Origin of the sequence: Bacillus cereus group sp. MYBK95-2 (genome assembly GCF_051915225.1) — a bacterium.
GTDB classification, from domain to species: domain Bacteria; phylum Bacillota; class Bacilli; order Bacillales; family Bacillaceae_G; genus Bacillus_A; species Bacillus_A cereus.
The window spans coordinates 1034054-1060216 of sequence record NZ_JBQAEH010000001.1; the positions used below are offsets into that span (position 1 = coordinate 1034054).

Sequence of the window (26163 nt, forward strand, 5' to 3'; positions counted from 1 at the left end):
ACCTCCCCATACAAATTTGAAATGATTTTTTTCACAGAAAAAAACCGTTCCTTTCCTCTCTCTATATTAACATGACTAATAGAGAGAAGAAAAATAACGGCTATTTTCTTTCATATATAAAACAGACTTATATTGGCATAAAGGGAAGTGACGAGAACAGCTTAACTATTCTCGTCCAAAATTACTCCTTGGATGAAGGGGTTTTCATGTATTATATTAACAGAGCTTTATTAATATTTAATTAAGCCATTGTTAATATATTGTAAACATCCTTCATCCTATTTTTCAGTTGCTGATTTCGGTAAAACAACTGTAAACGTTGTCCCTTCTCCAACTTCACTATCTACTGTAATCGTACCTTGATGCGCCTCAACTAAATGCTTTACGATCGACAATCCAAGGCCGGTACCACCAGTATTTCTACTTCTTGCTTTATCCACCCGGTAGAAACGTTCAAAAATACGCGGAATTTCCTCTTTACTAATACCAATTCCAGTATCCGATACTTTTATATAAGCATTATATTTATCTTCCGCTAACTCTACTGAAACAACGCCTCCAGCCGGTGTATATACGATTGCGTTATTAATTAAATTAATAAAGATTTGTTTCAAACGACTTGGATCTCCAATAACAGAGGCACGTTTTAATACATTAACTTGTAAAGAGATTTCTTTTTCTCCTGCTTTATTATCAAGTACCATATGAATATCTTCAAGCAGCCCCTTCATATCAACGGTTCCCATATTTAATTTAAATCCTTGTTGTTCGATCTTCGACAAATCTAATAAATCTTCAATTAATCCTTGCATGCGCTCACTTTCTTTTAAAATAATGTGCAAGAAATGTTCGCAGAATTTTTTATTATCCATCGCTCCGTCTAAAAGTGTTTCTGAAAAACCTTTAATAGAAGTAATCGGTGTCTTTAATTCATGAGAAACATTCGCTAAAAAGTCTTTTCTCATTTGTTCTAATTTCTTTAACTCTGTTATGTCATGGAATACGAGAACAATACCTTTCCATTCATGGTTTGTCCCGATAATCGGCGCTCCATATACTTCGAAATGCTTCCGTTCAATTCCAAGTGGCAATAACATTTGTTTACGCACTTTCACTTCTGTCATAAAGATTTCTTCTACAAGCTCAATAATTTCTGTATGATGAAACGATTCATAATATAAGCGATCTAAATATTCTTCATCTGTTACGTGGAAAGTTTCCTTATAAGAGCGGTTTACAAGGTTTATATATCCTCGGCTATCAATTAAAATCATTCCGCTTCCCATATTTTCAATTAACGTATGCAGACGATCTTGCTGCATTTCTTGTTCAAGTGTCATCTCTTGTAAATTTCGAGCTAAAATATTAATCGCTTTACTCAGCATTCCAGTTTCATCCGAATGACTTTCGTATGCACGTGCTTTATAATTGCCCTTTGCCAATTCAATTGCAACTTTCGTAACCGATTCAATTGGCCTAATATATTGCCCTGTAATTTTCATACCTAAAAATACAACTACGAGACAAGCAATGACAAATCCGATAATTAATAATCCCCACGTTTTTTGATGTACGTCTCTTAAAGGATCAATTATACTTTTCACCAAAATGTATCCTTGTTTTCCTTCTACATCTTGAACGAACACCGCATGATAAAATTCATTCTTTCGATCCGTTTCTTTCGTAATCACTTTACTTCGTTGTTTTGCCACTTCCGAAGAAAGTTCTTTAATCGTCTCTGGACTAAATGCCAATTCTTGTCCTTTTCTATATTGAACTTTCTTTTTTTCATCCAAAAATACGATAGAAGCTGGTATTTTTTCTTCTAACTTTTCAAATATGTATGGGTTTTTTAAGACATTATCAAAACCTTGCTCTTCTGCTAACGTCGCAACATACTCTGTCTCTTTTACCATTCTCTCTTTAGCATGATCTATATAGTAGTTTTCAAACACAGTTTCTAGTAATAAACCTAGTCCAACTAAAATAAATACAATAAGAGAAACAAATGTAAAAAGAAGCCTGGAACGAAATTTATTCATTCCCTTTTGGCTCCTCTAATTTATATCCTAAACCACGTATCGTTTTAATGTACGTCGGTTTTTTCGTATTTTGTTCAATTTTATCGCGCAAATGGCTAATATGAACATCAACAATTCGTGTATCACCAGCAAAATCGTAATTCCATACAGCACTTAGTAATTGATCACGTGTCAACACGCGACTTTTATTTTTCGCAAGATACACAAGTAGTTCAAATTCTTTTGGTGTTAATTCAAGCTTTCTTCCTTGGAAATAAGCCTCATAAAATTCCGGTAAAATTTTAAGTTCTGCAATTGTGATGCTATCTTCATCTGGCGCTTCTGCAACTTGTTCTTCTTGTTGTAATTTCGTACGACGCAAAATCGCCTTCACACGAGCAACAACTTCTCTTGGACTAAATGGCTTTGTCATATAATCATCCGCCCCAAGTTCAAGGCCTAGCACCTTATCAAACTCATCATCTTTTGCCGTTAACATTAAAATCGGTGTCATAACGCGCTGCAATCGTAATTCTTTACACACTTCCATACCATCCATTTTCGGAAGCATTAAATCTAATATAATTAAATCTGGGCGTTCTGTTGTCGCTTTTTGAAGCGCCATTTCTCCATCCATCGCTGTTATAACTTCAAACCCAGCTTGTTGTAAATTAAATTCGATTAAAGTTAAGATAAATTCCTCATCATCAACTACTAAAATACGATTGTTCATTCTTTTCCTCCAAGTTATAGACTTGAAACCTTCTTCATCCTAGTATTTTCCCCGTTATTCTCATCATACTAGAAAACAAGGTCCCTCTCAATATAATTGTCTATTCATGGAGAGCGTTTGTGTAGAATTGAGAAAATAGAAGTAATTACAATTCACCTGCAACTACACAGGATTTTGCCAAACTTTATAGATTGCTCTCTCTTCTTTAAAGCTCACTTCCGTATGAACTATAAAATCTTAATTTTGTGCTAGGAAAAACGAAAGAGCATACGCTATTTTATAATCTGGTGTTTCATATCCATCAAATACTCTTCCATACATTTCATTTGCTACCCCATCTGGCCCACACTTCAGCTTCTCTTACCGTTTCAAAGATCACGTCTTCTCTTTTCCACCTTACCTAAAAAACCACTCCTTTAATTGACTTCAATTACCGATAATCATATCATTAATCTTAATATATAAATTAATAATATACGGAGGTCTATTATGCGACTAATACTATCCATTCTATCTTTAGCAGTCACATGTATCCTTGCTTTTAACGCTCCGAGCTGGGATACGATTAAAACGGGGTGCTCAGAATTTGCTGAAGGGTTCAAAGAAGGGTTCTTCAACTAAAAATAGCGCTAGCATCCTTATTAAAGGTATGCTAGCGCTATTCATATTTTCATCTTTTTAAAAATTATCTAATGCTTTTTCCATAATAGAAACTGATTTAAAAGGTGGCGTTACTGTTAATGAACCTTTCACAACAGTTTCTCCTTTTTCATCATGAGCAGATACAAGCATATCAATTGTATGTTCCTCCTCAGAAACAGCCACAACTTCAAAGTGGATTTGTAACGTTTCATAATGGTGAACATGTTTCACGAATGTAAGGTCCTTTCTCGTAATATGACTTCCTGGACCCGGTAAATATTTCGTAACCGCCGTTGTAATCATTCCCGTTAGCATAATGCTTGGTACAATCGGCTTTTCATACGGAGTTTGGGATGCGTAATCATGCTGAATATATAATGGATTGGCATCATTCGTTAACCCTAAGTACAATAACAAATCTTTATCCTCAATTTTTTCAGTGATAGATAATTTCTCTCCTACTGTAATTTCATCCATTTTACGACCAATTTGAACTTTTTTCTTTAACATGTTACAACCCCCTCCGATTTTTTCACCTTATTATCCTACTAAAAGCGATACCTTATCCGAAATTTACTATGATGAGGGCAATGTATAGTATAAATCTACAGTTTCATTATAGGATATTACAAATGATAGCGTTTTCATATTATTTCAAAAAAACAATTCGGTAAATAGTAGAAAAAGATTCGGAATCCCGAATCTTTTTCACTACTATTCAATTATTAAACAAGAACTTTCATTACATTACGTACAGATTCTACAGAGCGATCTAACGCTTCTTTTTCATCTGCAAGAAGTTCTAATTCAATAATTTTTTCAATTCCGTTACCACCTAGAATTACTGGTACCCCTAAGTAAAGGTCACTATAACCATACTCACCTTCAAGGTACGCAATAGCTGGTAATATACGGCGTTGATCTTTTAAGATTGCTTCTGTCATTTCAACTAAAGAAGCTGCTGGTGCGTAATATGCACTACCGTTTCCTAATAAGCCTACAATCTCACCGCCACCTTTACGTGTACGTTCTACGATTGCTTCTAAACGCTCTTTCGGAATTAACGTTTCTAACGGAATACCGCCTGCATAAGAATAACGCACAAGAGGTACCATGTCGTCACCGTGTCCGCCAAGAACAAATCCTGTAATGTCTTTTACAGAAAGATTTAATTCTTGTGCGATGAATGTACGGAAACGAGCTGTATCTAATACACCCGATTGGCCGATTACACGCTCTTTCGGGAATCCTGCTTCTTTAAATACAGAATATGTCATTGCATCAACTGGATTTGTTAACACAACAATAATTGCATTTGGTGAATGTTTTGCAATGTCGCGCGTAATACTTTTCATAATTTTAGAGTTTGTTGCTACTAAGTCATCACGGCTCATACCAGGCTTACGTGCAATACCTGCTGTAATAACGACAACGTCAGAATCAGCAGTATCTGCGTAATCAGATGTTCCAATAATGTTAGCATCAAAACCTTGTACTGGGCTCGCTTCTAACATATCTAACGCTTTCCCTTTTGTTGGATTTTCCAGTTGTGGAATGTCCACTAATACAACATCTGCAAGTTCTTTTTGTGCTAATAAGAATGCCGTTGTTGCTCCTGTAAATCCTGCACCGATGACTGAAACCTTCTTGCGTTTGATTGTCATAATTTACCCCCCGCTTTAATTATGCGTTTTTGATTATCGCTACATCCATGTTTTTAATAAGTTCATTAGCGAACTCAGAACATTTCACTTCTGTTGCACCTTCCATTAAGCGTGCGAAATCATAAGTTACTACTTTTGAAGCAATTGTTTTCTCAACAGAAGCAGTTACTAATTTCGCAGCTTCGTTCCATCCTAAGTGTTCTAATAATAATACACCTGAAAGAAGAACAGAAGATGGATTTACTTTATCTAAACCTGCATATTTTGGAGCTGTACCGTGTGTAGCTTCAAAGATAGCATGTCCAGTCACATAGTTAATGTTTGCACCAGGTGCAATACCAATTCCACCTACTTGTGCAGCAAGTGCATCAGAGATATAGTCACCATTTAAGTTCATTGTTGCAACAACATCGAACTCACGTGGACGAGTTAAAATTTGTTGTAAGAAGATGTCTGCAATAGAATCTTTTACGATGATTTTTCCAGCCACTTCAGCGTCTGCCATCGCTTTATTCGCTGCATCTTTACCATCTTTTTCAACGATACGATCGTATTCAGCCCAAGTAAATACTTTGTCGCCGAATTCTTGTTCCGCTACTTCGTAACCCCAGTTTTTGAAAGCACCTTCTGTAAATTTCATAATGTTTCCTTTATGAACTAATGTAACAGAAGAGCGTTTTTCGTTAATTGCATATTGAATTGCAGCACGAACAAGACGCTTTGTCCCTTCTTCTGAAATTGGCTTAATACCAATACCAGATGTTTCTGGGAAGCGGATTTTATTAACACCCATTGCTTCTTTTAAGAAAGCAAGAACTTTTTCTGCTTCTGGAGATCCTTGCGCATATTCAATTCCAGCATAAATGTCTTCTGTATTTTCACGGAAAATAACCATATCAGTATCTTCCGGACGTTTTACAGGTGAAGGAACACCTTCAAAATAACGAACTGGACGTAGACATACATATAAATCTAATTCTTGACGAAGTGCTACGTTTAGAGAACGAATACCACCGCCAACTGGAGTTGTAAGTGGACCTTTAATCGCGATTAAATATTCACGAATTAAGTTTAAAGTTTCTTCTGGTAACCACTCGCCTGTTTGGTTGAATGCTTTTTCCCCTGCAAGCACTTCTTTCCAAACGATTTTCTTCTCACCATCATAAGCTTTTTCAACTGCTGCTTCTAGTACGCGAGATGCAGCTGCCCAAATATCAGGACCAATTCCATCTCCCTCGATAAATGGAATAATCGGATTGTTTGGTACATTCATAACACCATTAGTTACAGTAATTTTTTCACCTGTCGTCAATGTGATAACCCCCATGTTTGAAATTTCATATGTATGAAACTGAGGGAATAACCCCTCAGTTCAAACCGTTAGTCAAATTAAAATATTCTAATCATTACATCTTTCCGAAAAAATCAGACTTTTGAAAGCGTATTTTCACTATCAAAATAGTGTTATTCGCTTATCGTTGTGCAATTGGAACATACACTTGATGCGTTGGTCCATTATAATCAGCACGCGGACGAATTAAACGGTTATTTTCATATTGTTCTAGAATATGAGCTAACCAGCCTGACATACGGCTAATTGCAAAAATAGGTGTAAATAAGTCATGGTCAATTCCTAAACAATGGTATACAGAAGCTGAATAGAAATCAACATTTGGTGGAAGACCTTTTTCTTTTGTTACAATGTCTTCAATTTTGATAGACATATTATACCATTTCTCTTCTCCTAAAAGCACGCATAATCTCTTAGACATTTCACGTAAGTGTTTTGCACGTGGATCACCCTGCTCATACACACGGTGGCCAAAGCCCATGATTTTCACTTTATTTTGAAGAGCATTATGAATATATGACTCTACATTTTCTTCTTCACCAATCTCAGTTAACATCTTCATTACATTTTCATTTGCCCCACCGTGAAGAGGACCTTTTAATGCACCGATTGCTGCTGTAATACCAGAATATACATCTGAAAGTGTAGCTACGCAAACACGTGCAGTAAATGTAGAAGCGTTTAACTCATGATCTGCATGAAGTACAAGCGCCTTATCAAAAGCTTCAATTTCAACTTCATTTGGCTCGCGATCATTTAACATGTACAAGAAGTTTGCAGCTAATGATAAATCCTTTCTTGGCTCAACAATATCTAAACCTTTACGGATTCTCGCGTAAGCAGCAACTAAAGTTCCCACTTGCGCCTGTAATTTAACCGCTTTCAAATAATTGGACTTTTCGTCCATAATTTCAGCGCTCTCATCGTATAATGATAGCATGGAAATTGCAGTTCGTAAAACCGACATCGGATGTGCAATTTTTAAATCTACTTGTTTCAAATATGTTAAAATCTCACCTGGAACTTTATAGTATTCTGATACAATTTCATTAAATTCCGCTAGTTCTTTTTCATTAGGAAGCTTGCGGTGCCATAATAAGTACACTACTTCTTCAAACGTAGCATTCTCAGCTAAATCATCAATATTATACCCAACATAAGTTAATGTATCATCAATAATAGAGCTCACAGATGATGTTGTTGCTACTACCCCTTCTAAACCTCGAATAACAGTCATGACATTCTCTCCTTTTCCTGAAAATTCTCCCAACCTTGCTCCTTATATCTATTTGCTCCCCTTATGAATTATGAACGCCCGTTCACTCTTTAGGCAAGCAAAATGCACGATCATGCAAATTTGTTGCGATGTTCCCCTCTTATTGTCCATTGTTTACATGGAAAGCATGAGCGTGAATGTCTCCCCGAATCCTCACGCTCAAAACAACAAGTTAGTGAGGAAAATACATTCCGAAGAGTTTTATGATAAAAACAACATAAAACAATATCATTATAAAATTGTTTTATGTTGTTTTTATTTTATCTGGTGTAAAGTCTCTGCTGTTATGTAACTTTTCAAAGTTTCTAATCCTATTATAAACAATTATCTGACTTTTGTGAACAGAAAGAATTCAAAAATTTTATATTACTATAAAATTCCTTATTTAAACATTTGTATAATACTCATAACCGCATAGGCAATTCCAGCCCCAATTAACGGACCAACAGCAACCCCATTAAATAGCGCAACCGCTATAATTGTCCCAAAAACAAGCGCAGTTGTAATGTGGGGATCCGTTGTCAACAATTGTACGCCGCCTTTCGCTAACAAAGCGACCGCTACACCTGAAGCTAAAGCAATCCACGCATAATAAGATTTTGCCGCTTCTCCAAGTTGTTTAAAACCTATTTCCCCCGTCGCAATCGGTACGAGCACCGCTATTGTAATGACCGTTACACCTAGGTTAATTCCTTTCGTTTGTAAATAAGGAAAGACCTTATCTCCTAAAAACGTAAACTTCAATAAAAATAACACACCAATAGCCACAGTAAGCGATTGGTTTTTCGCAATAAGTCCTATAATAAGTAGTATGAATAAAAATAACGTTGACTGACTAATCATGTTTGCACTTCCTTTCTGAAAATAATGAACTCATTTCCAAACAAAAATACCTTTAAACCTATCGTTATACATGATATATCGATGCCTATTCAACATGAATCACTTCATTTTTTATGTATTTTAAAATGATAAATTGAGACTTTCACCATAAAAATTTAAGCGTGTATACATTTTAAAAAACAGGCGTCTCTTCTTTCTTTTCTAATTAGAAACAGGTAAAATAAAAAGAAGAGAAAATGAAGTTTTTACCATATAGTAGAAGCATCAACACCAAGCTTTCACAGTCACTCACATACTGAAAAAGCAGGAAAAATCCATCATTCCACTATAACATAAAGTGAAACTTTAATCAGTGGGGCACACTCGTTATAAGTTGAACGAATTAGGATAATCCAAATTGGAATGGGAGGTATACATCTTTGAACCGAAACTTACTATATATGATATTGCGACTCATATTTGTCATTGTAGCAACGGTAGCTGGGTTCTATGTATTACTATACATGTCAGGGCTTATCTATCCTTTTATTATCGCTTTTGCATTTGCTTATTTGATTAATCCTGTCGTCAATTTCCTTAATCAAAAACTACAATTTCCTCGCGCACTAGCAGTACTCGTTAGCTTAATTCTCGTATTTGGAGCTATCGTTGGACTTGTTACATATCTTGTGACTGAAGCAATATCTGCCACAACATACTTACTACAACTTGTTACAGTAAAGTTTCCAGATATCGTTACATTCGCTCAGCAATTTGCACTTAATCATATTATGCCTCTCTACGATGATTTAATCTCTAAATTTAATCATCTTGGAGAACCACAGCGCTATACAATTACACAAAACATTCAAAACTTAGGAACAGAAGCGACAACACAAATGAAAGAACTTTTAACCGCCATTATAAGCGGGTTAACGAATTTCATTAGTGCACTGCCAACAACTTTAACTGTCCTTGTATTCATTTTATTAGCCACTTTCTTCATTAGTTACGATTGGCACCGTCTTGCTCAGAAAGCAAGAAAATTGCTACCGAATCGTGTACATGGCTATGGAAAAACTATTTTTGTCGACTTAAGAAAAGCTTTGTTTGGTTTTGTGAAAGCACAACTTACACTCGTATCTATGACAACTGTCATTGTACTAATCGGGCTTTTAATATTACGCGTACCATACGCCATTACTATCGCGATTATTACAGGGGTTGTAGATTTACTACCATATTTAGGAACAGGCGCAGTCTTTGTTCCATGGGTTATATACGTATTTTTCACTGGCGATACCGCATTCGCCATTGGTCTTCTCATTTTATACATCGTCGTGATTGTCCAAAGACAAATTATGGAGCCGAAAGTACTTTCATCTAACATCGGTCTCGATCCATTAGCAACACTCGTCGCTCTATTTGTCGGCTTTAAACTTTTTGGCTTTTTAGGATTAATCATCGGCCCAGTCACCTTAGTACTACTTAATACATTACACAAAGCTAATGTCTTCCATGACTTGTGGAAATATATTAAAGGTTCACCTTCAAAATAATAGTTTCTAATTCATACACAACAAAAAACTTACCTGTAATCAGTGGGAAATTCCCACTGATTATTCCTTGTACTTATTTTTCATACTTATTACATAAAACAAGAGAATTGCACTCAAAAAAGATAATTCTCTTGTTTTTTTGCATGAAAAACGCATATTCCGTGGTGTTTTTACATATTTATTCTATTTATTTTATAATTATCATTTACATTTATTACTTTTTATGTAAATGAATAAACATACAAAATAGCATAAAATACGACTTCAACTAACAATCTCCGCCTTTTTATATGAATTTTTTACACCAATCGTTCCTCTATATAAGAAAGCAAAACTTTAATTTAGCAGTGTTTCCCTCCATCTTATTCATCTAAATTAATAGCACTAAAAAATCACAAGTTTAATCGAAGTACACACAAGAGTTCAAACGAAAATTATATAGCAAATATAATAAGCGAACGTTTTGTTCATCCCCACTCATCATTCGCCCCACATCAGACACTTACGAGCAGCCCAGCTTTGAGATAGAAATCCCCCCCACAAATAGCGCGGTAAAACAAAGCTTCAATCAGCAAGTTCCTCTCCTTTTACAAGACAAAAAAATAGCACTTAGATTTCTACAATCTAAGTGCTATTTCTGAATAATAATAGTAGAATTCTTTCTAAATTTCCATTCCATCCACTTCATAACAAGCGGCTTCAATAAAGCTCTCGTAATAGGGATCACGCAGATAAACCCTAGCATATCTGTCACATACCCAGGAAGCACTAAGAGAATACCTCCTACAAATACAAAAATACCATCTAGTACCGCCTCACCTGGCATTTCCCCTCTATTCAACTTAGATTGAATCTCTCCAAGCACTTTAAACCCTTGTCTTTTCGCCAAATACACACCTACAACACCTGTAAATACAATCATAGCGAACGTAGACCATAAACCTATTACATGACTTGATCCAATTAAGACCGTAATCTCAATCGCCGGTATTAAAATAAACAAGAATAGTAACCACTTCATAGTTCTACACCTCTCTCACATCTCACTTTTAACGCCCTCACAATGCCTATATACATCATATGAAATATAGATACCCTTTCATATTAAAACCCATAACAAACAGCTTTTAAAAGCAATTCTAGGCGCTTCAAGCTAATTTTATCTCGTTTTTGTGTAAAAAAAAGAGAAGGACTCCGATCCTTCTCTCCGTATTACTTATAGCACTTCCGCATGTCCATTATAAACAATTCCGCGTGCTGCATCAACTGTTACTTCTTGGCCATTTTTTAAAGTTGCTGTTACGCCGTTTACACCAACGATAACAGGAATACCGATTGATACACCTACAACAGCTGCATGGCTTGTTAAGCCACCTTCTTCTACAACTAAAGCTGCAGCTTTTTCGATTGCAGGAATCATATCTTTATCAGTGCTTGTTGTAACAAGGATATCACCTTCGTTTACGTTCGCTACAGCTTCAGCAGCTGTTTTTGCTACAACTACTTTACCTTTTGCAGCTTTACGACCGATTCCTTGTCCTTTAGCAATTTCTTCACCAACAACGTGGATTTTCATTAAGTTTGTTGTACCAGTTTCAGCAACTGGAACACCAGCAGTAATCACTACAGTATCTCCAAGTCCGATTAGACCTGCATCCATACCTGTTTGAATTGCTGTATCTAACATTTCGTCAGTTGAAGCTGCGCGCTTCTCAGCCATAAATGCTTGTACACCCCAAACAAGTGCAAGACGACGTCCTACTTGCTCGTCAGATGTTACAGCTACGATTGGAGATTTTGGACGGTATTTAGAGATCATTTTCGCAGTATATCCACTTTCTGTTGGAGCTACGATTGCAGCTACATCAAGAGCAAGTGCTGTATGTGCAACAGATTGGCTAATTGCATCTGTAATTGTTGGAGTGAACTCTTTAATACGTTTTTTGAACATATCTTCATATTGTAATGATTTTTCAACACGTACCGCAATGTTAGCCATCATTGTTACTGCTTCTACTGGGTATTGTCCAGCAGCTGTTTCACCTGAAAGCATGATTGCATCTGTACCATCGAAGATTGCGTTAGCTACGTCACTTGCTTCCGCACGAGTTGGACGTGGGTTACGTTGCATAGAATCTAACATTTGTGTTGCAGTAATAACTGGTTTACCTAACACGTTACATTTTTTAATTAGACGTTTTTGTACTAACGGTACTTCTTCTGGTGGAATTTCTACACCCATGTCACCACGAGCTACCATTAAACCGTCAGAAACTTCTAAGATTGAATCGATGTTGTCGATACCTTCTTGGTTTTCGATTTTTGGTACGATTTGGATGTATTGAGCGTTATGCTCTTCTAATAATTCACGGATTTCTAATACGTCAGACGCTTTACGTACGAATGAAGCTGCAATGAAATCAACTTTTTGCTCGATACCGAAGATGATATCTTTTACGTCTTTTTCAGTGATACCAGGAAGCTTAATGCTTACGTTTGGTACGTTAACACCTTTTTTATTTTTTACAGTTCCGCTGTTAAGAACTTTTGTACGGATGTTTCCATCAGCTTTTTCGATTACTTCTAGTTCGATAAGACCGTCATCGATTAGAATACGAGAACCTGGGTCTACATCGTCATAAAGACCAGCATAAGATACAGAGAACTTCTCTGCAGTACCTAATACTTGCTCAGTAGAAAGAACTACTTCTGCACCTGTTACAAGCTCAGCTTGTCCGTCTACGAAGTCGTGAGTACGGATTTCTGGACCTTTTGTATCAAGTAAGATACCAACTGTTTTACCAGTTTTCTTTGAAGCTTCACGAATGTTTTTAATACGAGCTCCGTGCTCTTCATGGCTACCATGAGAGAAGTTTAAACGAGCAACGTTCATACCTGCTTCGATTAATTGCTCTAATTTTTCAATACTTTCACTAGCAGGACCTATAGTACATACAATTTTAGTTTTACGCATATTGCACCTCCGAAAATTATGAAACCGTTCCCAAATATCTGACATTACGCCGATTAGATGGATAATTCTTTAGATAATTGATACATGTCTTTATCGATTGTATGCTTTTGAGCTAACGCTTCGATAATGTCATGATCAACAAGTTTGTTATCTTGAATACCTACACAACGTCCGCCTTTACCAGCAATTAATAATTCAACTGCTCTTGCGCCAAGACGACTTGCTAATACACGGTCTTGTGCACTTGGTGATCCACCACGTTGTACGTGACCTAATACAGTTACACGAGTATCAAAGTTTGTTGCTTCTTCAATGTGCTTACCGATGTCAATTGCACTTCCAACACCTTCAGCTACAACGATAATACTGTGTTTTTTACCACGTTCACTACCACGCTTCAGACGAGCGATAACATCATCCATGTCATACTCTTCTTCTGGAATTAAGATCGTTTCCGCACCATCAGCTAAACCAGCCCATAATGCGATATCACCAGCGTGACGTCCCATTACTTCGATAACATATGTACGTTCATGAGATGTAGCTGTGTCACGAATTTTATCAATTGCATCAATAACAGTGTTTAAAGCTGTATCGAAACCAATTGTGAAGTCTGTTCCAGGGATATCATTGTCGATTGTACCTGGTACACCAACACATGGGAATCCTTGTTCAGTTAATTTTTTAGCGCCTTGGTAAGAACCATCTCCACCAATGACAACAAGTCCTTCGATACCGTGTTTCTTTAATTGCTCGATACCTTTTAGTCGTACTTCTGGATCTTTAAACTCAGGACATCTTGCTGTATATAATTTTGTACCACCGCGGTGGATAATATCGCCAACAGAACCAAGTTCTAATTTTTCAATGTGACCAGAAATTAATCCAGCGTATCCATGGTAAATACCATATACTTCAATATCATGGAAAATCGCTTTACGAACAACTGCACGAATGGCAGCATTCATACCAGGTGAATCTCCACCACTTGTTAATACACCAATACGTTTCATTTGTACTCACCTCATAAAGATTATTTGCCTTATAATAAAATAACACGAAAAAATATAAAAATACAATGGAGAAGATGTGTCTTTTCATAATAAAAACGTGCATTCGCGAAGTGGAACGCACGCTTTTCTTATTTTATCCAAATGGAAGCGTTTGAAAACGAAACTTGCCCAATTTTCATATATTTTTCATAACGTTTTTCGATTAATTCATCTTTCGAAATTCCGTTTAATTGTTCAAAAGTTTTTTGAATCATTAAGTCTATATTTTCTGACTGTTTCAAAATATTACGGTGAGCTCCGCCTCTTGCTTCTGGAATAATTTCGTCAATTACACCTAATTCTTTCAAATCTGCTGCTGTAATTTTCATTGCCTCTGCAGCTTCCTTTGCTTTTCCTGCATCTTTCCAAAGAATTGCCGCTGCACCCTCTGGTGTAATAACAGAATAAGTGGAATTTTCTAGCATATGAATGTAATCTCCAACTCCAAGGCCTAGCGCACCACCACTACCACCTTCGCCGATAACGATACAAATAACAGGTACCGTTAAACCTGCCATTTCAAATAAATTGCGGGCGATAGCTTCACTTTGACCACGTTCTTCAGCAGCTTTACCAGGATAAGCTCCTTTCGTATCAATAAAACAAATAATAGGACGATTGAACTTTTCCGCCTGCTTCATTAAACGTAATGCTTTTCGATATCCTTCTGGATGAGGCATTCCAAAGTTACGGCGAATATTTTCTTTCGTATCTTTTCCGCGCTGATGCCCAATTACAGTTACAGGCATCCCTTTATATTTCGCAATGCCGCCGACAATCGCTGCATCATCGCCAAATAGACGATCTCCATGACATTCGAAAAAATCAGTAAATAAGTGCTCAATATAATCGAGCGTTGTCGGTCGTTCTGCATGACGAGCAATTTGAACACGGTCCCATACTTTCAGATTGCCGTATATATCTTCCTCTAAATTTTCTAGCTTTTCTTCCAAAATACGAATCTCCTCACTGAAGTCCATCTGGCTGTTTTTCGTATAGTCTTTCAGTTCACGAATCTTATTTCTTAGCTCAACAACTGGTTTTTCAAATTCTAGCTCTGCCATACAGCCATTCCCCCCCCTTGATGAACTTCTAAAATCTTGCGAAGTGATTCTCTCATATCATCACGATGCACCACCGCATCTAATTGACCATGATCTAGTAAGAATTCTGCCGTTTGGAAATCTTCTGGTAGTTTCTCACGCACCGTTTGTTCAATTACACGTCTACCAGCAAATCCGATAAGTGCACCTGGTTCTGCAAGATTATAATCACCAAGTGAAGCGAAACTCGCTGAAACCCCGCCCGTCGTTGGGTGAGTCATAACAGAAATAAATAACCCTCCTGCATTACTATGCTTTTTCAAAGCTACGCTTGTTTTTGCCATTTGCATTAAACTTAATATCCCTTCTTGCATACGGGCACCACCCGAAGCAGTAAAGATAATAAATGGAACTTGTAAGTCGTACGCCTTTTCAACCGCACGGGCGATTTTTTCTCCTACTACAGAGCCCATGCTCCCCATTCGAAAACGAGAATCCATTACTGCAACAACAACAAGCATGTCATCAATTGTTCCTTCACCAGTTACAACCGCTTCGTTCAATTCAGTCTTCTTACGATCGCTCTCTAGTTTCTCTTCATAACCTGGAAACTCGAGTGGATTTAATGAAACCATTTCTTTGTCATACTCACGGAATGACCCTTCGTCCAATATACTATCAAGACGTTCCCATGCATTCATAGGATGATGATATCCACAATTCACACATACTTTTAAATTTTTTAGAAGTTCTTTCGTATACATGATTTTTTTACATTCCGGACATTTTGTCATAACGCCATCTGGTACATCTTTTCGTACTTGTTCTGAAGGTATTGCAGCGTACTTTTTCTTTTTCACGAATAAATCTCTTAGCACAATTTGACCCCCTTCGTTGAGAGCTAAGGTTAGCGTAAGAAGAAAATGGGGCTAACACCAAAGTTTGATGTTAGCCTTATCTTCTCAATCTGTCTAATAACCTCACTCTTTACGTTTAACTTTAACCGCTAAGCGGTAGAATGTTTGTCATAACGTGTCATGGTCATTTCGACAAATTTTATACATTACGAGTGAAACTGTATATTCTCTACTAATTCATCGTAAATTTTTAGTGCATCATTTTCTTGTTTTTCTTCCAAAGTAGCATAAAGCTTTCTATACATATCGATAGAATCTCTTGAAACTTTACAAGAAAGAGTTGCTACGTAATCATTTACGATCATCCAAATGCGATATAGTAAATAATTATCGACTTGTTCAATAAGTGTTTTAAAGAACGTTTGATGAAGCGTTGGGACTGAGCTTTCATTTCCTTCAAGTACTTGGTGTAATCTACTTAGTACTTTAGAAAACGTTTCTTTCGGTAAATTACATACAATTCGAATCATATCTTTCTCAAGTAATCGTTTCGTTTGTAATAAATCACGAATTGTTTTCTCATCTTGCAATAAGAACGGAGCAATTAATTGTACAAGACCGTTATCATAAAAGTTTCGAATAAACGTCCCTTCACCACGTCTCGTTTCAATCAATCCTACCAGTTCTAAAGCACGCAATGCTTCTCTTACAGAGGAACGTCCTACGTTTAAGCGTGAACTTAACTCACGCTCAGACGGCAAACGATCCCCCGCCACCAAACCATCCTCTTCCATAATGGAACGGATTTTTTTTACAATTTCGAGATATACTTTTGTATTTGATGATGTCAATGGAAATTCCTCGCTTATTCTTTACCAATCAGCGCTAATTGTTTTGTTTTTTCAGCGATCTCATTTGGATCTACTTGACGGCGAGCTACTCCTGTCTCCATTGCTGCTTTTGCAACGTAAGCCGCTACTTGAGGCGCTACACGCGCGTCAAATGGTGCCGGAATGATATAGTCTGCATTTAACTCATCTTCTGCTACAAGCTCAGCAATAGCCTGTACAGCTGCCATCTTCATTTCTTCGTTAATTTGTGTCGCATGTACGTCAAGTGCACCGCGGAAAATACCAGGGAACGCCAGTACATTATTTACTTGGTTCGGGAAGTCAGAACGACCTGTTCCAACAACAGCTGCGCCCGCTGCTTTTGCCAATTCTGGCATAATTTCTGGAACTGGATTCGCCATTGCAAAAATAATCGCATCGTCATTCATTGTACGAACCATCTCTTCTGTTAATGCACCTTCTGCAGATACACCAATGAATACGTCCGCACCTTGTACAACATCAGCTAAAGAACCTTCTATACGATTCTTATTTGTATATTTTGCAACTTCATCCTTCACCGGATTCATACCTGTAGGACGACCATCATAGATTGCGCCTTTACGGTCACACATAATAATGTCGCGTACACCATAGCGATATAAAAGTTTAATAATTGCAATACCTGCTGCACCTGCGCCATTTGCGACAACTTTAATGTCAGACATTTTCTTTCCAACTAATTTCAGTGCATTTACAAGACCTGCTACTGTTACAATAGCTGTTCCGTGTTGATCATCATGGAAGATAGGAATATTTGTTTCTTTTTTCAAACGCTCTTCAATAATGAAGCAGTTTGGTGCTGCGATATCTTCTAAGTTAACGCCGCCAAAAGTTGGCTCCATTAATTTTACAGTTTCAACAATTTTATCTACATCGTTTGTATTTAAGGCAATTGGGAATGCATCTACACCAGCAAAGCTCTTGAATAATACAGCTTTACCTTCCATTACTGGAAGAGATGCTTCAGGTCCAATGTTACCAAGACCAAGTACAGCTGTTCCATCTGTCACAACTGCTACCATATTTCCCTTCATCGTATATTCATATACCTTACTTTTATCGTCATAAATTTCTTTACAAGGTTCTGCAACCCCTGGAGAATATGCAAGACTTAAATCTTTTGCATTTTCTACTTTTACTTTTGATACAGTTTCTAATTTTCCTTGATGCACTTTATGCATGTGAAGTGCTTCTTCACGAAGTGTTGACAAACTATCCACTCTCCTCAAATTATTCTTGCTGATATCAATTTCTCCAAGTGGTCTGACCACGAACACTACTACTATAATAATCGAAGTGTAGGGAAATTGTCCATTATATTTTCACAACTACATTTTCTTCCCCGACAATTTCACGAAGTGCTCCTAAACATTCTTCACTTGGATGAATCGATAAACTCCGAGATAATTGTACCATTTTATGTTCCTTTTCATAATAAATTAGTACTTTCGCAAAACCTGAATAGTCGAACAATATTTTCGTAACCTGATTTAAAAGCTTTTTCTCATACTGAGACGGCAATTTCACGTAAACAGATGCGTCTTTCTTTTCTTCATAAACATCCATTTCCTCTAGCGGATATAGTCCATTTACAATCCATTGCAGCTTATGATTTCTTAGCTCAATCGTACCGTCAACTAAAACAATTGCTCCTTCTTGCAACTTATCCGAGAAATGTATATACGTTTCCGGGAAGAGGACCGCTTCCATTTCATCATTTTGATCACAGAATGTAATAAATGCCATCTTTTGAAACTTTTTCGTACGAATCACTCTCACACTTGTTATATACACAATAGCTCTTTGTACTTTTTTCTTGTGTCGCATCGCCTGAGCGAGAGATGGAATTTCTAATTCTTTTGCTAACTTCACATATTGCGCTGTCGGATAACTTGATAAATAAAAGCCAAGCGCTTCCTTCTCTTTATTTAGTTGTTCAATAAAAGATAACTCTTCTCCTTGTACATATTTTGATTTTGGAACAGCATCTCCTAAATCACGTGCGAGATTCGCGTACTCTAACGCCCCTTTAATACTTTTCCATAAATTCGTTCTCGAAACACCAAAATCGTCAAAACATCCCGACCAGACGAAAGCTTCTAAATTACGCTCCGTTACGAACTTTGACGGCATACGAAGACAAAATTCAAATAAATCTTCGAACATTTTTTTCTCTCGTTCTTCTAATAATGCCGTCACTGTAGCCATTCCAATATTTCGGATCGAAAGTAAACTGTAACGTATCGCATTCCCTTCTATTTGGAAGTTGTAGCCACTCCTCTGAAGAGACGGTGGCAAAACGTGAAAACCTTTCCGCTTCGTTTCTCGTATATACTGTACAATCTTATCTTCATTTCCAATTGCGCTTGATAATAATGCCGTCATAAATTCCAGCGTATAATTCGCTTTCAAATAGGCAAGCTGATATCCGATCATACTGTAAGCTACAGCGTGACTTCGGTTAAAACCGTAATTCGCAAATCTTACAATTAAATCATAAATTTTCTCTGCGGATGTCTCATCATAACCATTTTGCAAACATCCTTGGACGAAATGCTTACGTTCCTGATCTAAAATATCACGATTTTTTTTACTCACCGCACGGCGCAGTAAATCTGCTTCTCCGAGCGAAAAACCAGCTAACTTCGATGCAATTTGCATAATTTGTTCTTGGTATACAATGACGCCGTATGTTCTTTCTAAAATTGGCTTTAAATCCAGATGTAAATATTCAATTTTTCTTTTTCCATGTTTCGATTCAATAAAAGTCGGTATCTGTTCCATCGGTCCTGGTCTGTATAACGAGTTAACAGCTACGATATCTTCAAACTCATTCGGTTTTAACCCGCGAAGTACATTTCGCATACCACCCGACTCAAGCTGGAATACACCTGTTGTATCCCCTCTCCCTAATAATTGGAACGTCTTTTCATCTTGAAGAGGTAAGTTTCTTATATCGATTTCTTTCCCTGTTTTGTTCGCGATAAATTTTATAATATTTTCAAGTAACGTTAAATTACGTAATCCTAAAAAGTCCATCTTAAGCAAACCAAGTTCTTCTAGCGCATCGGCTGGATATTGCGTAACATAAACATCGTTATGTCCTTCTTGAATTGCTACACTTCCTGTTAGCGGTTCTTGACTCATAATAACACCAGCCGCATGAATAGACGTATGACGTGGTAAACCTTCTACACGTTTTGCGATTTCAAATACACGCTCATGCAGAAGATTCCCTTGTATAAACTCACGAAGTGATTGTGATTCTTCATATGCATCTTTTAACGTTATACCAAGCTTTGATGGAATAAGTTTTGAAAATATATCAATATCTCGCGGCGGAAGCCCCATTACGCGGGCAATGTCTCTAATTGCCGCTTTTGCTGCAAGCGTACCAAACGTTACAATTTGCGCAACACGGAGCTGACCGTATTTATCTTTCACATAGCGAATCATCTCATCACGTCTTACGTCTGGAAAATCAATATCAATATCGGGAAGCGTCACACGTTCAGGATTTAAAAACCTTTCAAATAATAGATCGTATTCAATTGGATCAATATCTGTAATTTCTAATACGTATGAAACGAGTGAACCAGCTGCCGATCCACGACCTGGTCCTGTTAGAATATGATTTTCATGTGCATACTTCATAAAATCCCATACGATGAGGAAATAATCACTAAATCCCATACGAGAAATAACATTTAATTCATGATCCAAACGCTTTATATGCACTTCTTTCGGTTCACCATATCGTTTCCGCAAACCTTCTTCACAAACACGACGCAAGTATATATCACTCGCTTCATTAGACGGAACAGGAAACTTCGGAAGTTGATTTACATGGAACGGTATTTCTACTTGGCAACGCTCTGCAATTTTTATTGTATTTTGGATTGCTTCCGGCGCATGGGAAAATAGTGCTTCCATTTCATCCGATGACTTTAAATAATACTGATCTGTTTTCAGCCTCGGCCTATCTGGATCAGTCATTTTCGTTCCACTTTCAACAGATAGTAAACATTCGTGAACAAGCGCGTCACTTTGATTGATATAGTGCACATCGTTTGTTGCAACGACTGGAATATTAACCCTACTAATAAATTCAGGTAGTTTCTCTTGTAAAAGCAACTCATCTTGAATCGCATGATGCTGCAAACTCATATAAAAATGGCCAAACATATTTTGATACGTGCGAGCTACTTCTTCAGCCTGACTCTCATTGTCTTCTAGTAATAATTGCTCAATTTCGCCATCTTTACCTGGTGAAATTGCAATTAATCCTTTCGCATAATGCGCAAGCCACTTCTTAGGAATACCTTCTTTGGACTTTGTCATAATACTGCTAGAAATCTTTAATAAATTTTGGTAGCCTATTTCATTCTCAGCAAGTAATACAAGCGGATAAGACCTTTCTTCTTCTTCACTAAAAATAGAAGCGGTTAATCCAATAACGGGCTGTATACCATGTTTCTTACATGCTTTATAAAACGGAATAACGCCATACATAACATTTTCATCCGTAATAGCCAGCGATGAAAAACCGAGTTCTTTCGCCCTGACTACAAGCTCATCAATTTTACAAGCACTTTTTAATAAACTAAAAACGGTTTGACATTGTAAATGCACAAACTTCACTGTTGTACCCTCTCTTTACCTATTTGACTACTTTTATTATAGGTGATGAGGAAAGCGGAAATCAAAACATACTTCTTATACTTTGTCCATATATATGAAGAAGAAAGGGGAATGACGATGGATGTAAGAGAACATACTTTTTTCTCTCTGCTTATTATTAGTTATTTTATTGCCTTTGGGGTTATACTTGGCGGTTCATTAATTGGTGGATTTGGTGCGTTTCTTATCGGAAAACCAGCTCTAACTTACATTAATCAATTCGCCCAAAATTTAAGAATTTGGGCACTCGTTGCAGCAATCGGCGGAACATTCGATACCTTTTATAGCTTTGAAAGAAGTTTCTTTGGCGGAGATATGAAAGATATCGTAAAGCAAATTCTCCTTATTTTTTTCGCAACTGGTGGTATGCAAACAGGTCTCATTATTATTAAATGGCTAACGCAGGAACATGTATGAGAGTACCAAGTGCCAATACAGCAAAAAGATGGTACTTAGTATTAGCTGGGGCTGCTGTTGGAGGCGTGTTGAGCTGGTTTATTTTTTTGTACATATACGGTGTTTTTCAAGAAGAACAAGCTAGTAAAATAGCAGAACAAAGAGAAATTATAGAAAAACAAGAAGCAAAGCTCCACGTCCTTCTCGAAGATCAAGAAAAATTGAACACTGAAAATAAACGGCTCTTAACCATTCAAGAGATTAAAATAAAACTTATCAATCGAGAAAAATACGATTTAGACAATCTCACACTCGAAAATATGACTACATCTATCCATAATGACCTCCAACATCTTTTAACGAAAAACATTCAAAGTATCGCAAAAAATAAAGACCTACTTAAAAAGGTAATCGAAAATAAAACGTACAAACATTACGATCGGCTATACCGTTTTAAAGTCGATACAATATCTTTTGATACAGTGCTTGAAATTAGCATTACTATAGAGAAAGAAAAATAAAGAAGGAGGGCTTTAGCGCCGCTCCTTCTTTTCGTTCTAACATATAGTCTCTTATTTACAAATCTCACGTAAATCAGCAAAAAGACGATCCGCTTCTTCCCAAGAAGATGCCTTCGCACCAGAAGCCATCGGATGCCCCCCGCCGTTATATTGCATTGCTAATTTGTTTATAACTGGTCCTTTTGAACGAAGACGAACACGAATTACGTCGTCTTCCTCTAAAAATAGAACCCACGCCTTTAATCCATCAATATTGCCAAGCGCTCCAACAACACCAGATGCTTCAGAAGGAAGTACATCAAACTCTTCTAATACTTCTTTCGTTAATTTAATGTAAGCTGCTCCTTCTTCTACCATCGTAAAGTTTTGTAAAATATAACCGTTTAAACGAGCAATTTTTTCTTTTGTCTTATACATCTCATTGTATAAATCTGTGAATTTCACACCCATGTCAACAAGCTCACTTACGTAACGAAGTGTTTTTGCTGTCGTATTCGGGAATAAGAAACGACCTGTATCTCCAACAATTCCTGCTAAAATAAGGCGGGCTGCTTCTTTTGTTATTTTTAATCCTTTATCTTTCCCATAGTTATAAAACTCATAAATCATTTCACTTGTAGAACTCGCTGTCGTATCTACCCACGTAATATCTCCATATGGATCTTCATTTGGATGATGATCAATTTTAATTAACATCTTCCCTTTTGTATAGCGTTGATCGTCAACACGTTCTTGATTCGCAGTATCACAAACAATAACAAGCGCATTTTCGTATACACTATCTTCAATATCATCCATTACTCGTAAGTATGCTAGTGACGGCTCATTGTACCCAACCGTATAAATATTTTTCTCTGGAAACGATTCTTGTAGAATTGTACCAAGACCACCCTGTGAACCTAACGCATCTGGATCCGGACGCACGTGGCGATGAATAATAATTGTATCAAACTCTTTAATTGCTCCTAAAATTTGCTCATGCATATGTATAATCTCCTTTTTAATCAACTTCTTCACTTTATCCTCCATTATAACGGAAAGTATTTCATACATGCGAACAATTGCTTTATAATAAAAGTTAGAAAGTTTAGATATTTCTTTTTCTTTTCTATTATTTTTCACAAAGCGATGGGAGTGTTCATTATGCCAGTATTAGTCTTCTGTATTATCGTCTCATTTATGTTGTACCTCTTTTACAAAACAAAATACTTTCGTACAAACCGCCCAATGGAGAAAGGTTGGCTCTCAGGAAAATCCGCAATGGCACTCGGTTCATTCGTTTTATTTTTCGGGATAAACCAATTCTTTTTAGAACTTTCAACCGCTCGTATTATCGTTGGTGTTTTATTCGTTCTATTTGGTAGTGCAAGTGTATTTAACGGGTTTCGCCAATACAAACATTTCTTGCCATTAGCAGTTAAAGAAGCTGAAGTCTATGAAGCAACGTAAAAAAGCATCAATATTGTGATGCTTTTTTACGTCCCTTAACTTTCAAAATCATATACGCAACAAACGCAGATGGTATATTAAATGGGTTCCCTTGTACGTGAAAATGTAATTGTTCTTCTCCAAAAGACATTTTTTCATATAGCTCTCGCTGAGATAATCCTGTCTTTTCCTTTTTTTCATGTAAACCTTGTAAATATAAATATTGAATCGGTATCATTACAAGAAAGTAAAATAGTGCGATACTACCAAAAAAGAGTACGGCTGACGACATAATGCATACCACCTCTCACGATTCCATTTTCTTACAATATAATCATAACACAATATACAACTGAATTGAATTATTATTCCGTCTTTTCTCACATTACTTTTCCACTCCATCCCATACATATTTCACTAAAACTCCCATCTAAAATCATGCCTTTCAAATTTAAAACAACAAAAAAAGATGGAACAAATCAAAACGATTTGTTCCATCTTTTTATTTATCGATTAACTGAACCATAAGTAATGCTTTTCCAACAACATTACCTTCATGATGCACCTCTACATCGACCTTACCAAATTTACGTCCAATTTCTAATACTTTTGGATGAACAGATACAACATTATCAATTTGAACCGGCTTTACGAAATAAATCGTTAAGTTTTCAACAATTAAATCACTTTTCTTTTGCGCACGAATGACGCGATTTGTCGCTTCTGTCACAATTGTTGCAAATACACCGTACGATAACGTCCCGATTGAGTTCGTCATTTGCGGCGTCACCGAAAATTGATATAGATGCTCATTCTTCGCTTCTTTTGGTGTCATAAATTGATTCGTTACAATATCATCAATGGTTTCTCCAACTTGTGGCTGACGTTGAATCATTTGCAGTGCCTGAAGTACATCTTGACGGCTAATAATACCTTGCAGTTTGTTTCCTTCCTCAACGACAGGAAGTAATTCAATTCCTTCCCACACCATCATACGTGCCGCAGCTGCGACAGACATTTTACCGTTCACTGTAATTGGGTGTTTTGTCATTACTTTATCAATTGGTGTTTCTTTCGCTACTCCGATCATATCTTTTGAAGTTACGATTCCTAGTACTTTGTTACTTTCATCGACAATTGGATATCTTCCGTGCATTGTCTCTTCGTTATATGCATGCCATTGCTGTACTGTATCACTCGGCTTTAAATATAACGTTTCTTCAATTGGCGTTAAAATATCTTCAACGAGTACAATTTCTTTCTTAATAAGTTGGTCATAAATTGCACGATTAATTAACGTTGCGACCGTAAATGTATCGTAGCTACTTGAAATGATCGGCAGCTTTAATTCGTCTGCTAATTTCTTCACATGATCTTCCGTATCAAATCCGCCCGTAATTAATACAGCCGCTCCAGTTTCTAGCGCTAATTCATGTGCATTGGTACGGTTACCAATAATGAGTAAATTCCCAGCTTCTGTATAGCGCATCATCGCTTCTAATTTCATAGCTCCGATTACGAATTTATTTAATGTTTTATGTAGTCCTTCTCTGCCCCCAAGTACTTGACCGTCGACAATGTTAACGACTTCTGCATATGTCAGTTTTTCGATATTCTCTTTCTTCTTTTGTTCAATTCGAATTGTTCCGACACGTTCAATTGTACTAACATATCCTTTATTTTCTGCATCTTTAATTGCACGGTAAGCGGTCCCTTCACTTACACTCAAATCTTTCGCAATTTGTCTTACAGAAATTTTATGGCCTACTGGCAGGCTATTAATATGTTCTAAAATTTGGTTATGCTTGGTAGCCAAATGGTTTCACCATACTTTCTTTTCCCTAAATTCTTCATGTGTTGTACTTTCAGTATACTATATTTTCAAAACTGTTACACTCTCTCTTTGCATACCTGTACTATTTTTTTTATAACAAAATGACGCTTACATTCCACCAGTCATTCTATTACAACAATGTAATGCTATTGTCATCTCATTCGATAGTTCGCCCACTTAATTGCCTATACAATTAAGACAAGAAATAAAACAAAGGAGCGAACACATGATGAAAAAACTTTTAGAGGTTGTAGGTGCTGTATTTTTAGCTTTCGTAGATGGGAAAAAAGTTGCAATGGAATTGAATGAAACACCTGAACAACCACGTACCAAAAGAGAAGAATCACCAAAACAAATACAAGCATTAAAAGCTGTCCTACACACGTAAAAAACCCTTCACTTTTCTTTTCAAATGAA

24 protein-coding genes and 1 pseudogene are annotated in these 26163 nt (G+C 36.7%); 6 read left to right on the forward strand and 19 right to left on the reverse strand.

The window, feature by feature from the left end:
- Positions 1-278: 278 nt before the first annotated feature.
- The 3 genes and pseudogenes from phoR to ACTFN4_RS05355 form a co-directional block, all read right to left on the reverse strand.
- Positions 279-2042 carry a sensory box histidine kinase PhoR gene (gene phoR, locus ACTFN4_RS05345; protein WP_001032102.1) on the reverse strand — a complete coding sequence of 588 codons (1764 nt, stop codon included), beginning with the start codon at positions 2040-2042 and terminating at the stop codon, positions 279-281.
- Positions 2035-2754 carry a two-component system response regulator PhoP gene (gene phoP, locus ACTFN4_RS05350; protein ID WP_001065220.1) on the reverse strand — a complete coding sequence of 240 codons (720 nt, stop codon included), beginning with the start codon at positions 2752-2754 and terminating at the stop codon, positions 2035-2037. Before phoP ends, phoR begins: the two co-directional genes overlap by 8 nt.
- 162 nt (positions 2755-2916) lie before the next feature.
- Positions 2917-3133, reverse strand: a pseudogene (locus tag ACTFN4_RS05355) (hypothetical protein).
- Positions 3134-3243: 110 nt separating this feature from the next.
- Between ACTFN4_RS05355 and ACTFN4_RS05360 the strand changes: the two are divergent.
- A complete protein-coding gene (locus tag ACTFN4_RS05360) occupies positions 3244-3375 on the forward strand; it encodes a hypothetical protein (protein WP_001237022.1) in 132 nt (43 codons plus the stop codon).
- Between the two features lie 57 nt (positions 3376-3432).
- On the opposite strand, the gene ACTFN4_RS05365 is transcribed toward ACTFN4_RS05360, so the two are convergent.
- The 5 genes from ACTFN4_RS05365 to ACTFN4_RS05385 all read right to left on the reverse strand — a co-directional run bounded on the left by ACTFN4_RS05365 (position 3433) and on the right by ACTFN4_RS05385 (position 8530).
- Positions 3433-3906 (reverse strand): MaoC family dehydratase, encoded by a 474-nt coding sequence (locus ACTFN4_RS05365; protein WP_000914180.1) that lies wholly within the window; start codon positions 3904-3906, stop codon positions 3433-3435.
- 215 nt (positions 3907-4121) lie between these two features.
- Positions 4122-5060 (reverse strand): malate dehydrogenase, encoded by a 939-nt coding sequence (gene mdh, locus ACTFN4_RS05370; protein WP_000153230.1) that lies wholly within the window; start codon positions 5058-5060, stop codon positions 4122-4124.
- A 19-nt stretch (positions 5061-5079) separates the two neighbouring features.
- On the reverse strand, positions 5080-6372 hold the full coding sequence (gene icd / locus ACTFN4_RS05375; RefSeq protein ID WP_000206898.1) for an NADP-dependent isocitrate dehydrogenase: 1293 nt from the start codon (positions 6370-6372) through the stop codon (positions 5080-5082).
- A 160-nt stretch (positions 6373-6532) separates the two neighbouring features.
- On the reverse strand, positions 6533-7681 hold the full coding sequence (gene citZ / locus ACTFN4_RS05380; protein WP_000503652.1) for a citrate synthase: 1149 nt from the start codon (positions 7679-7681) through the stop codon (positions 6533-6535).
- Positions 7682-8068: 387 nt separating this feature from the next.
- Positions 8069-8530: a DUF441 domain-containing protein gene (locus ACTFN4_RS05385; protein ID WP_000625507.1), complete on the reverse strand. Its 462-nt coding sequence runs from the start codon at positions 8528-8530 to the stop codon at positions 8069-8071.
- Positions 8531-8949: 419 nt separating this feature from the next.
- Between ACTFN4_RS05385 and ytvI the strand changes: the two genes are divergently transcribed.
- Positions 8950-10068 (forward strand): sporulation integral membrane protein YtvI, encoded by a 1119-nt coding sequence (gene ytvI, locus ACTFN4_RS05390; RefSeq protein WP_001081388.1) that lies wholly within the window; start codon positions 8950-8952, stop codon positions 10066-10068.
- A gap of 631 nt (positions 10069-10699) precedes the next feature.
- On the opposite strand, the gene ACTFN4_RS05395 is transcribed toward ytvI, so the two are convergent.
- The 8 genes from ACTFN4_RS05395 to dnaE all read right to left on the reverse strand — a co-directional run bounded on the left by ACTFN4_RS05395 (position 10700) and on the right by dnaE (position 21528).
- Positions 10700-11089: an FxsA family protein gene (locus ACTFN4_RS05395; RefSeq protein WP_000871628.1), complete on the reverse strand. Its 390-nt coding sequence runs from the start codon at positions 11087-11089 to the stop codon at positions 10700-10702.
- A gap of 195 nt (positions 11090-11284) precedes the next feature.
- Positions 11285-13042: a pyruvate kinase gene (gene pyk, locus ACTFN4_RS05400; RefSeq protein ID WP_001232673.1), complete on the reverse strand. Its 1758-nt coding sequence runs from the start codon at positions 13040-13042 to the stop codon at positions 11285-11287.
- 53 nt (positions 13043-13095) lie between these two features.
- Positions 13096-14055 (reverse strand): 6-phosphofructokinase, encoded by a 960-nt coding sequence (pfkA, locus tag ACTFN4_RS05405; RefSeq protein WP_000821157.1) that lies wholly within the window; start codon positions 14053-14055, stop codon positions 13096-13098.
- Between the two features lie 128 nt (positions 14056-14183).
- A complete protein-coding gene (gene accA / locus ACTFN4_RS05410) occupies positions 14184-15158 on the reverse strand; it encodes an acetyl-CoA carboxylase carboxyl transferase subunit alpha (protein ID WP_000818802.1) in 975 nt (324 codons plus the stop codon).
- Positions 15146-16015: an acetyl-CoA carboxylase, carboxyltransferase subunit beta gene (gene accD / locus ACTFN4_RS05415; protein ID WP_000942858.1), complete on the reverse strand. Its 870-nt coding sequence runs from the start codon at positions 16013-16015 to the stop codon at positions 15146-15148. Before accD ends, accA begins: the two co-directional genes overlap by 13 nt.
- Before the next feature lie 185 nt (positions 16016-16200).
- Positions 16201-16845 carry a FadR/GntR family transcriptional regulator gene (locus ACTFN4_RS05420; protein WP_000204448.1) on the reverse strand — a complete coding sequence of 215 codons (645 nt, stop codon included), beginning with the start codon at positions 16843-16845 and terminating at the stop codon, positions 16201-16203.
- 14 nt (positions 16846-16859) lie between these two features.
- Complete coding sequence (locus ACTFN4_RS05425) at positions 16860-18068, reverse strand: NAD(P)-dependent malic enzyme (RefSeq protein ID WP_161508111.1); 1209 nt, start codon at positions 18066-18068, stop codon at positions 16860-16862.
- A gap of 133 nt (positions 18069-18201) precedes the next feature.
- Entirely contained in the window at positions 18202-21528 is a 3327-nt protein-coding gene (gene dnaE, locus ACTFN4_RS05430) for a DNA polymerase III subunit alpha (protein WP_439962113.1), read from the reverse strand.
- A 42-nt stretch (positions 21529-21570) separates the two neighbouring features.
- On the opposite strand from dnaE, the gene ACTFN4_RS05435 reads away from it, so the two are divergent.
- Positions 21571-21984, forward strand: coding sequence for a YtrH family sporulation protein (locus ACTFN4_RS05435; protein WP_002005839.1), 414 nt, complete (start codon positions 21571-21573; stop codon positions 21982-21984).
- Positions 21981-22484, forward strand: coding sequence for a sporulation membrane protein YtrI (ytrI, locus tag ACTFN4_RS05440; protein WP_001265736.1), 504 nt, complete (start codon positions 21981-21983; stop codon positions 22482-22484). Before ACTFN4_RS05435 ends, ytrI begins: the two co-directional genes overlap by 4 nt.
- A 51-nt stretch (positions 22485-22535) precedes the next feature.
- Here the strand turns inward: ytrI and ACTFN4_RS05445 are convergent, their stop codons facing one another.
- Positions 22536-23468: a DHH family phosphoesterase gene (locus tag ACTFN4_RS05445; RefSeq protein ID WP_000545136.1), complete on the reverse strand. Its 933-nt coding sequence runs from the start codon at positions 23466-23468 to the stop codon at positions 22536-22538.
- 159 nt (positions 23469-23627) lie between these two features.
- Here ACTFN4_RS05445 and ACTFN4_RS05450 point away from each other — a divergent pair, with 159 nt between their 5' ends.
- A complete protein-coding gene (locus ACTFN4_RS05450) occupies positions 23628-23933 on the forward strand; it encodes a YtpI family protein (RefSeq protein ID WP_001144776.1) in 306 nt (101 codons plus the stop codon).
- A 7-nt stretch (positions 23934-23940) separates the two neighbouring features.
- Here the strand turns inward: ACTFN4_RS05450 and ACTFN4_RS05455 are convergent, their stop codons facing one another.
- Both ACTFN4_RS05455 and ACTFN4_RS05460 read right to left on the reverse strand, forming a co-directional pair.
- Positions 23941-24204 carry a DUF3949 domain-containing protein gene (locus tag ACTFN4_RS05455; RefSeq protein ID WP_000093045.1) on the reverse strand — a complete coding sequence of 88 codons (264 nt, stop codon included), beginning with the start codon at positions 24202-24204 and terminating at the stop codon, positions 23941-23943.
- A gap of 210 nt (positions 24205-24414) precedes the next feature.
- The gene (locus tag ACTFN4_RS05460; protein ID WP_000201572.1) at positions 24415-25728 is read right to left on the reverse strand and encodes a CBS domain-containing protein; all 1314 of its coding nucleotides are present in this window, start codon (positions 25726-25728) and stop codon (positions 24415-24417) included.
- Positions 25729-25972: 244 nt separating this feature from the next.
- On the opposite strand from ACTFN4_RS05460, the gene ACTFN4_RS05465 reads away from it, so the two are divergent.
- Positions 25973-26134: a hypothetical protein gene (locus tag ACTFN4_RS05465; protein WP_000976303.1), complete on the forward strand. Its 162-nt coding sequence runs from the start codon at positions 25973-25975 to the stop codon at positions 26132-26134.
- The last annotated feature ends 29 nt before the right edge of the window (positions 26135-26163 follow it).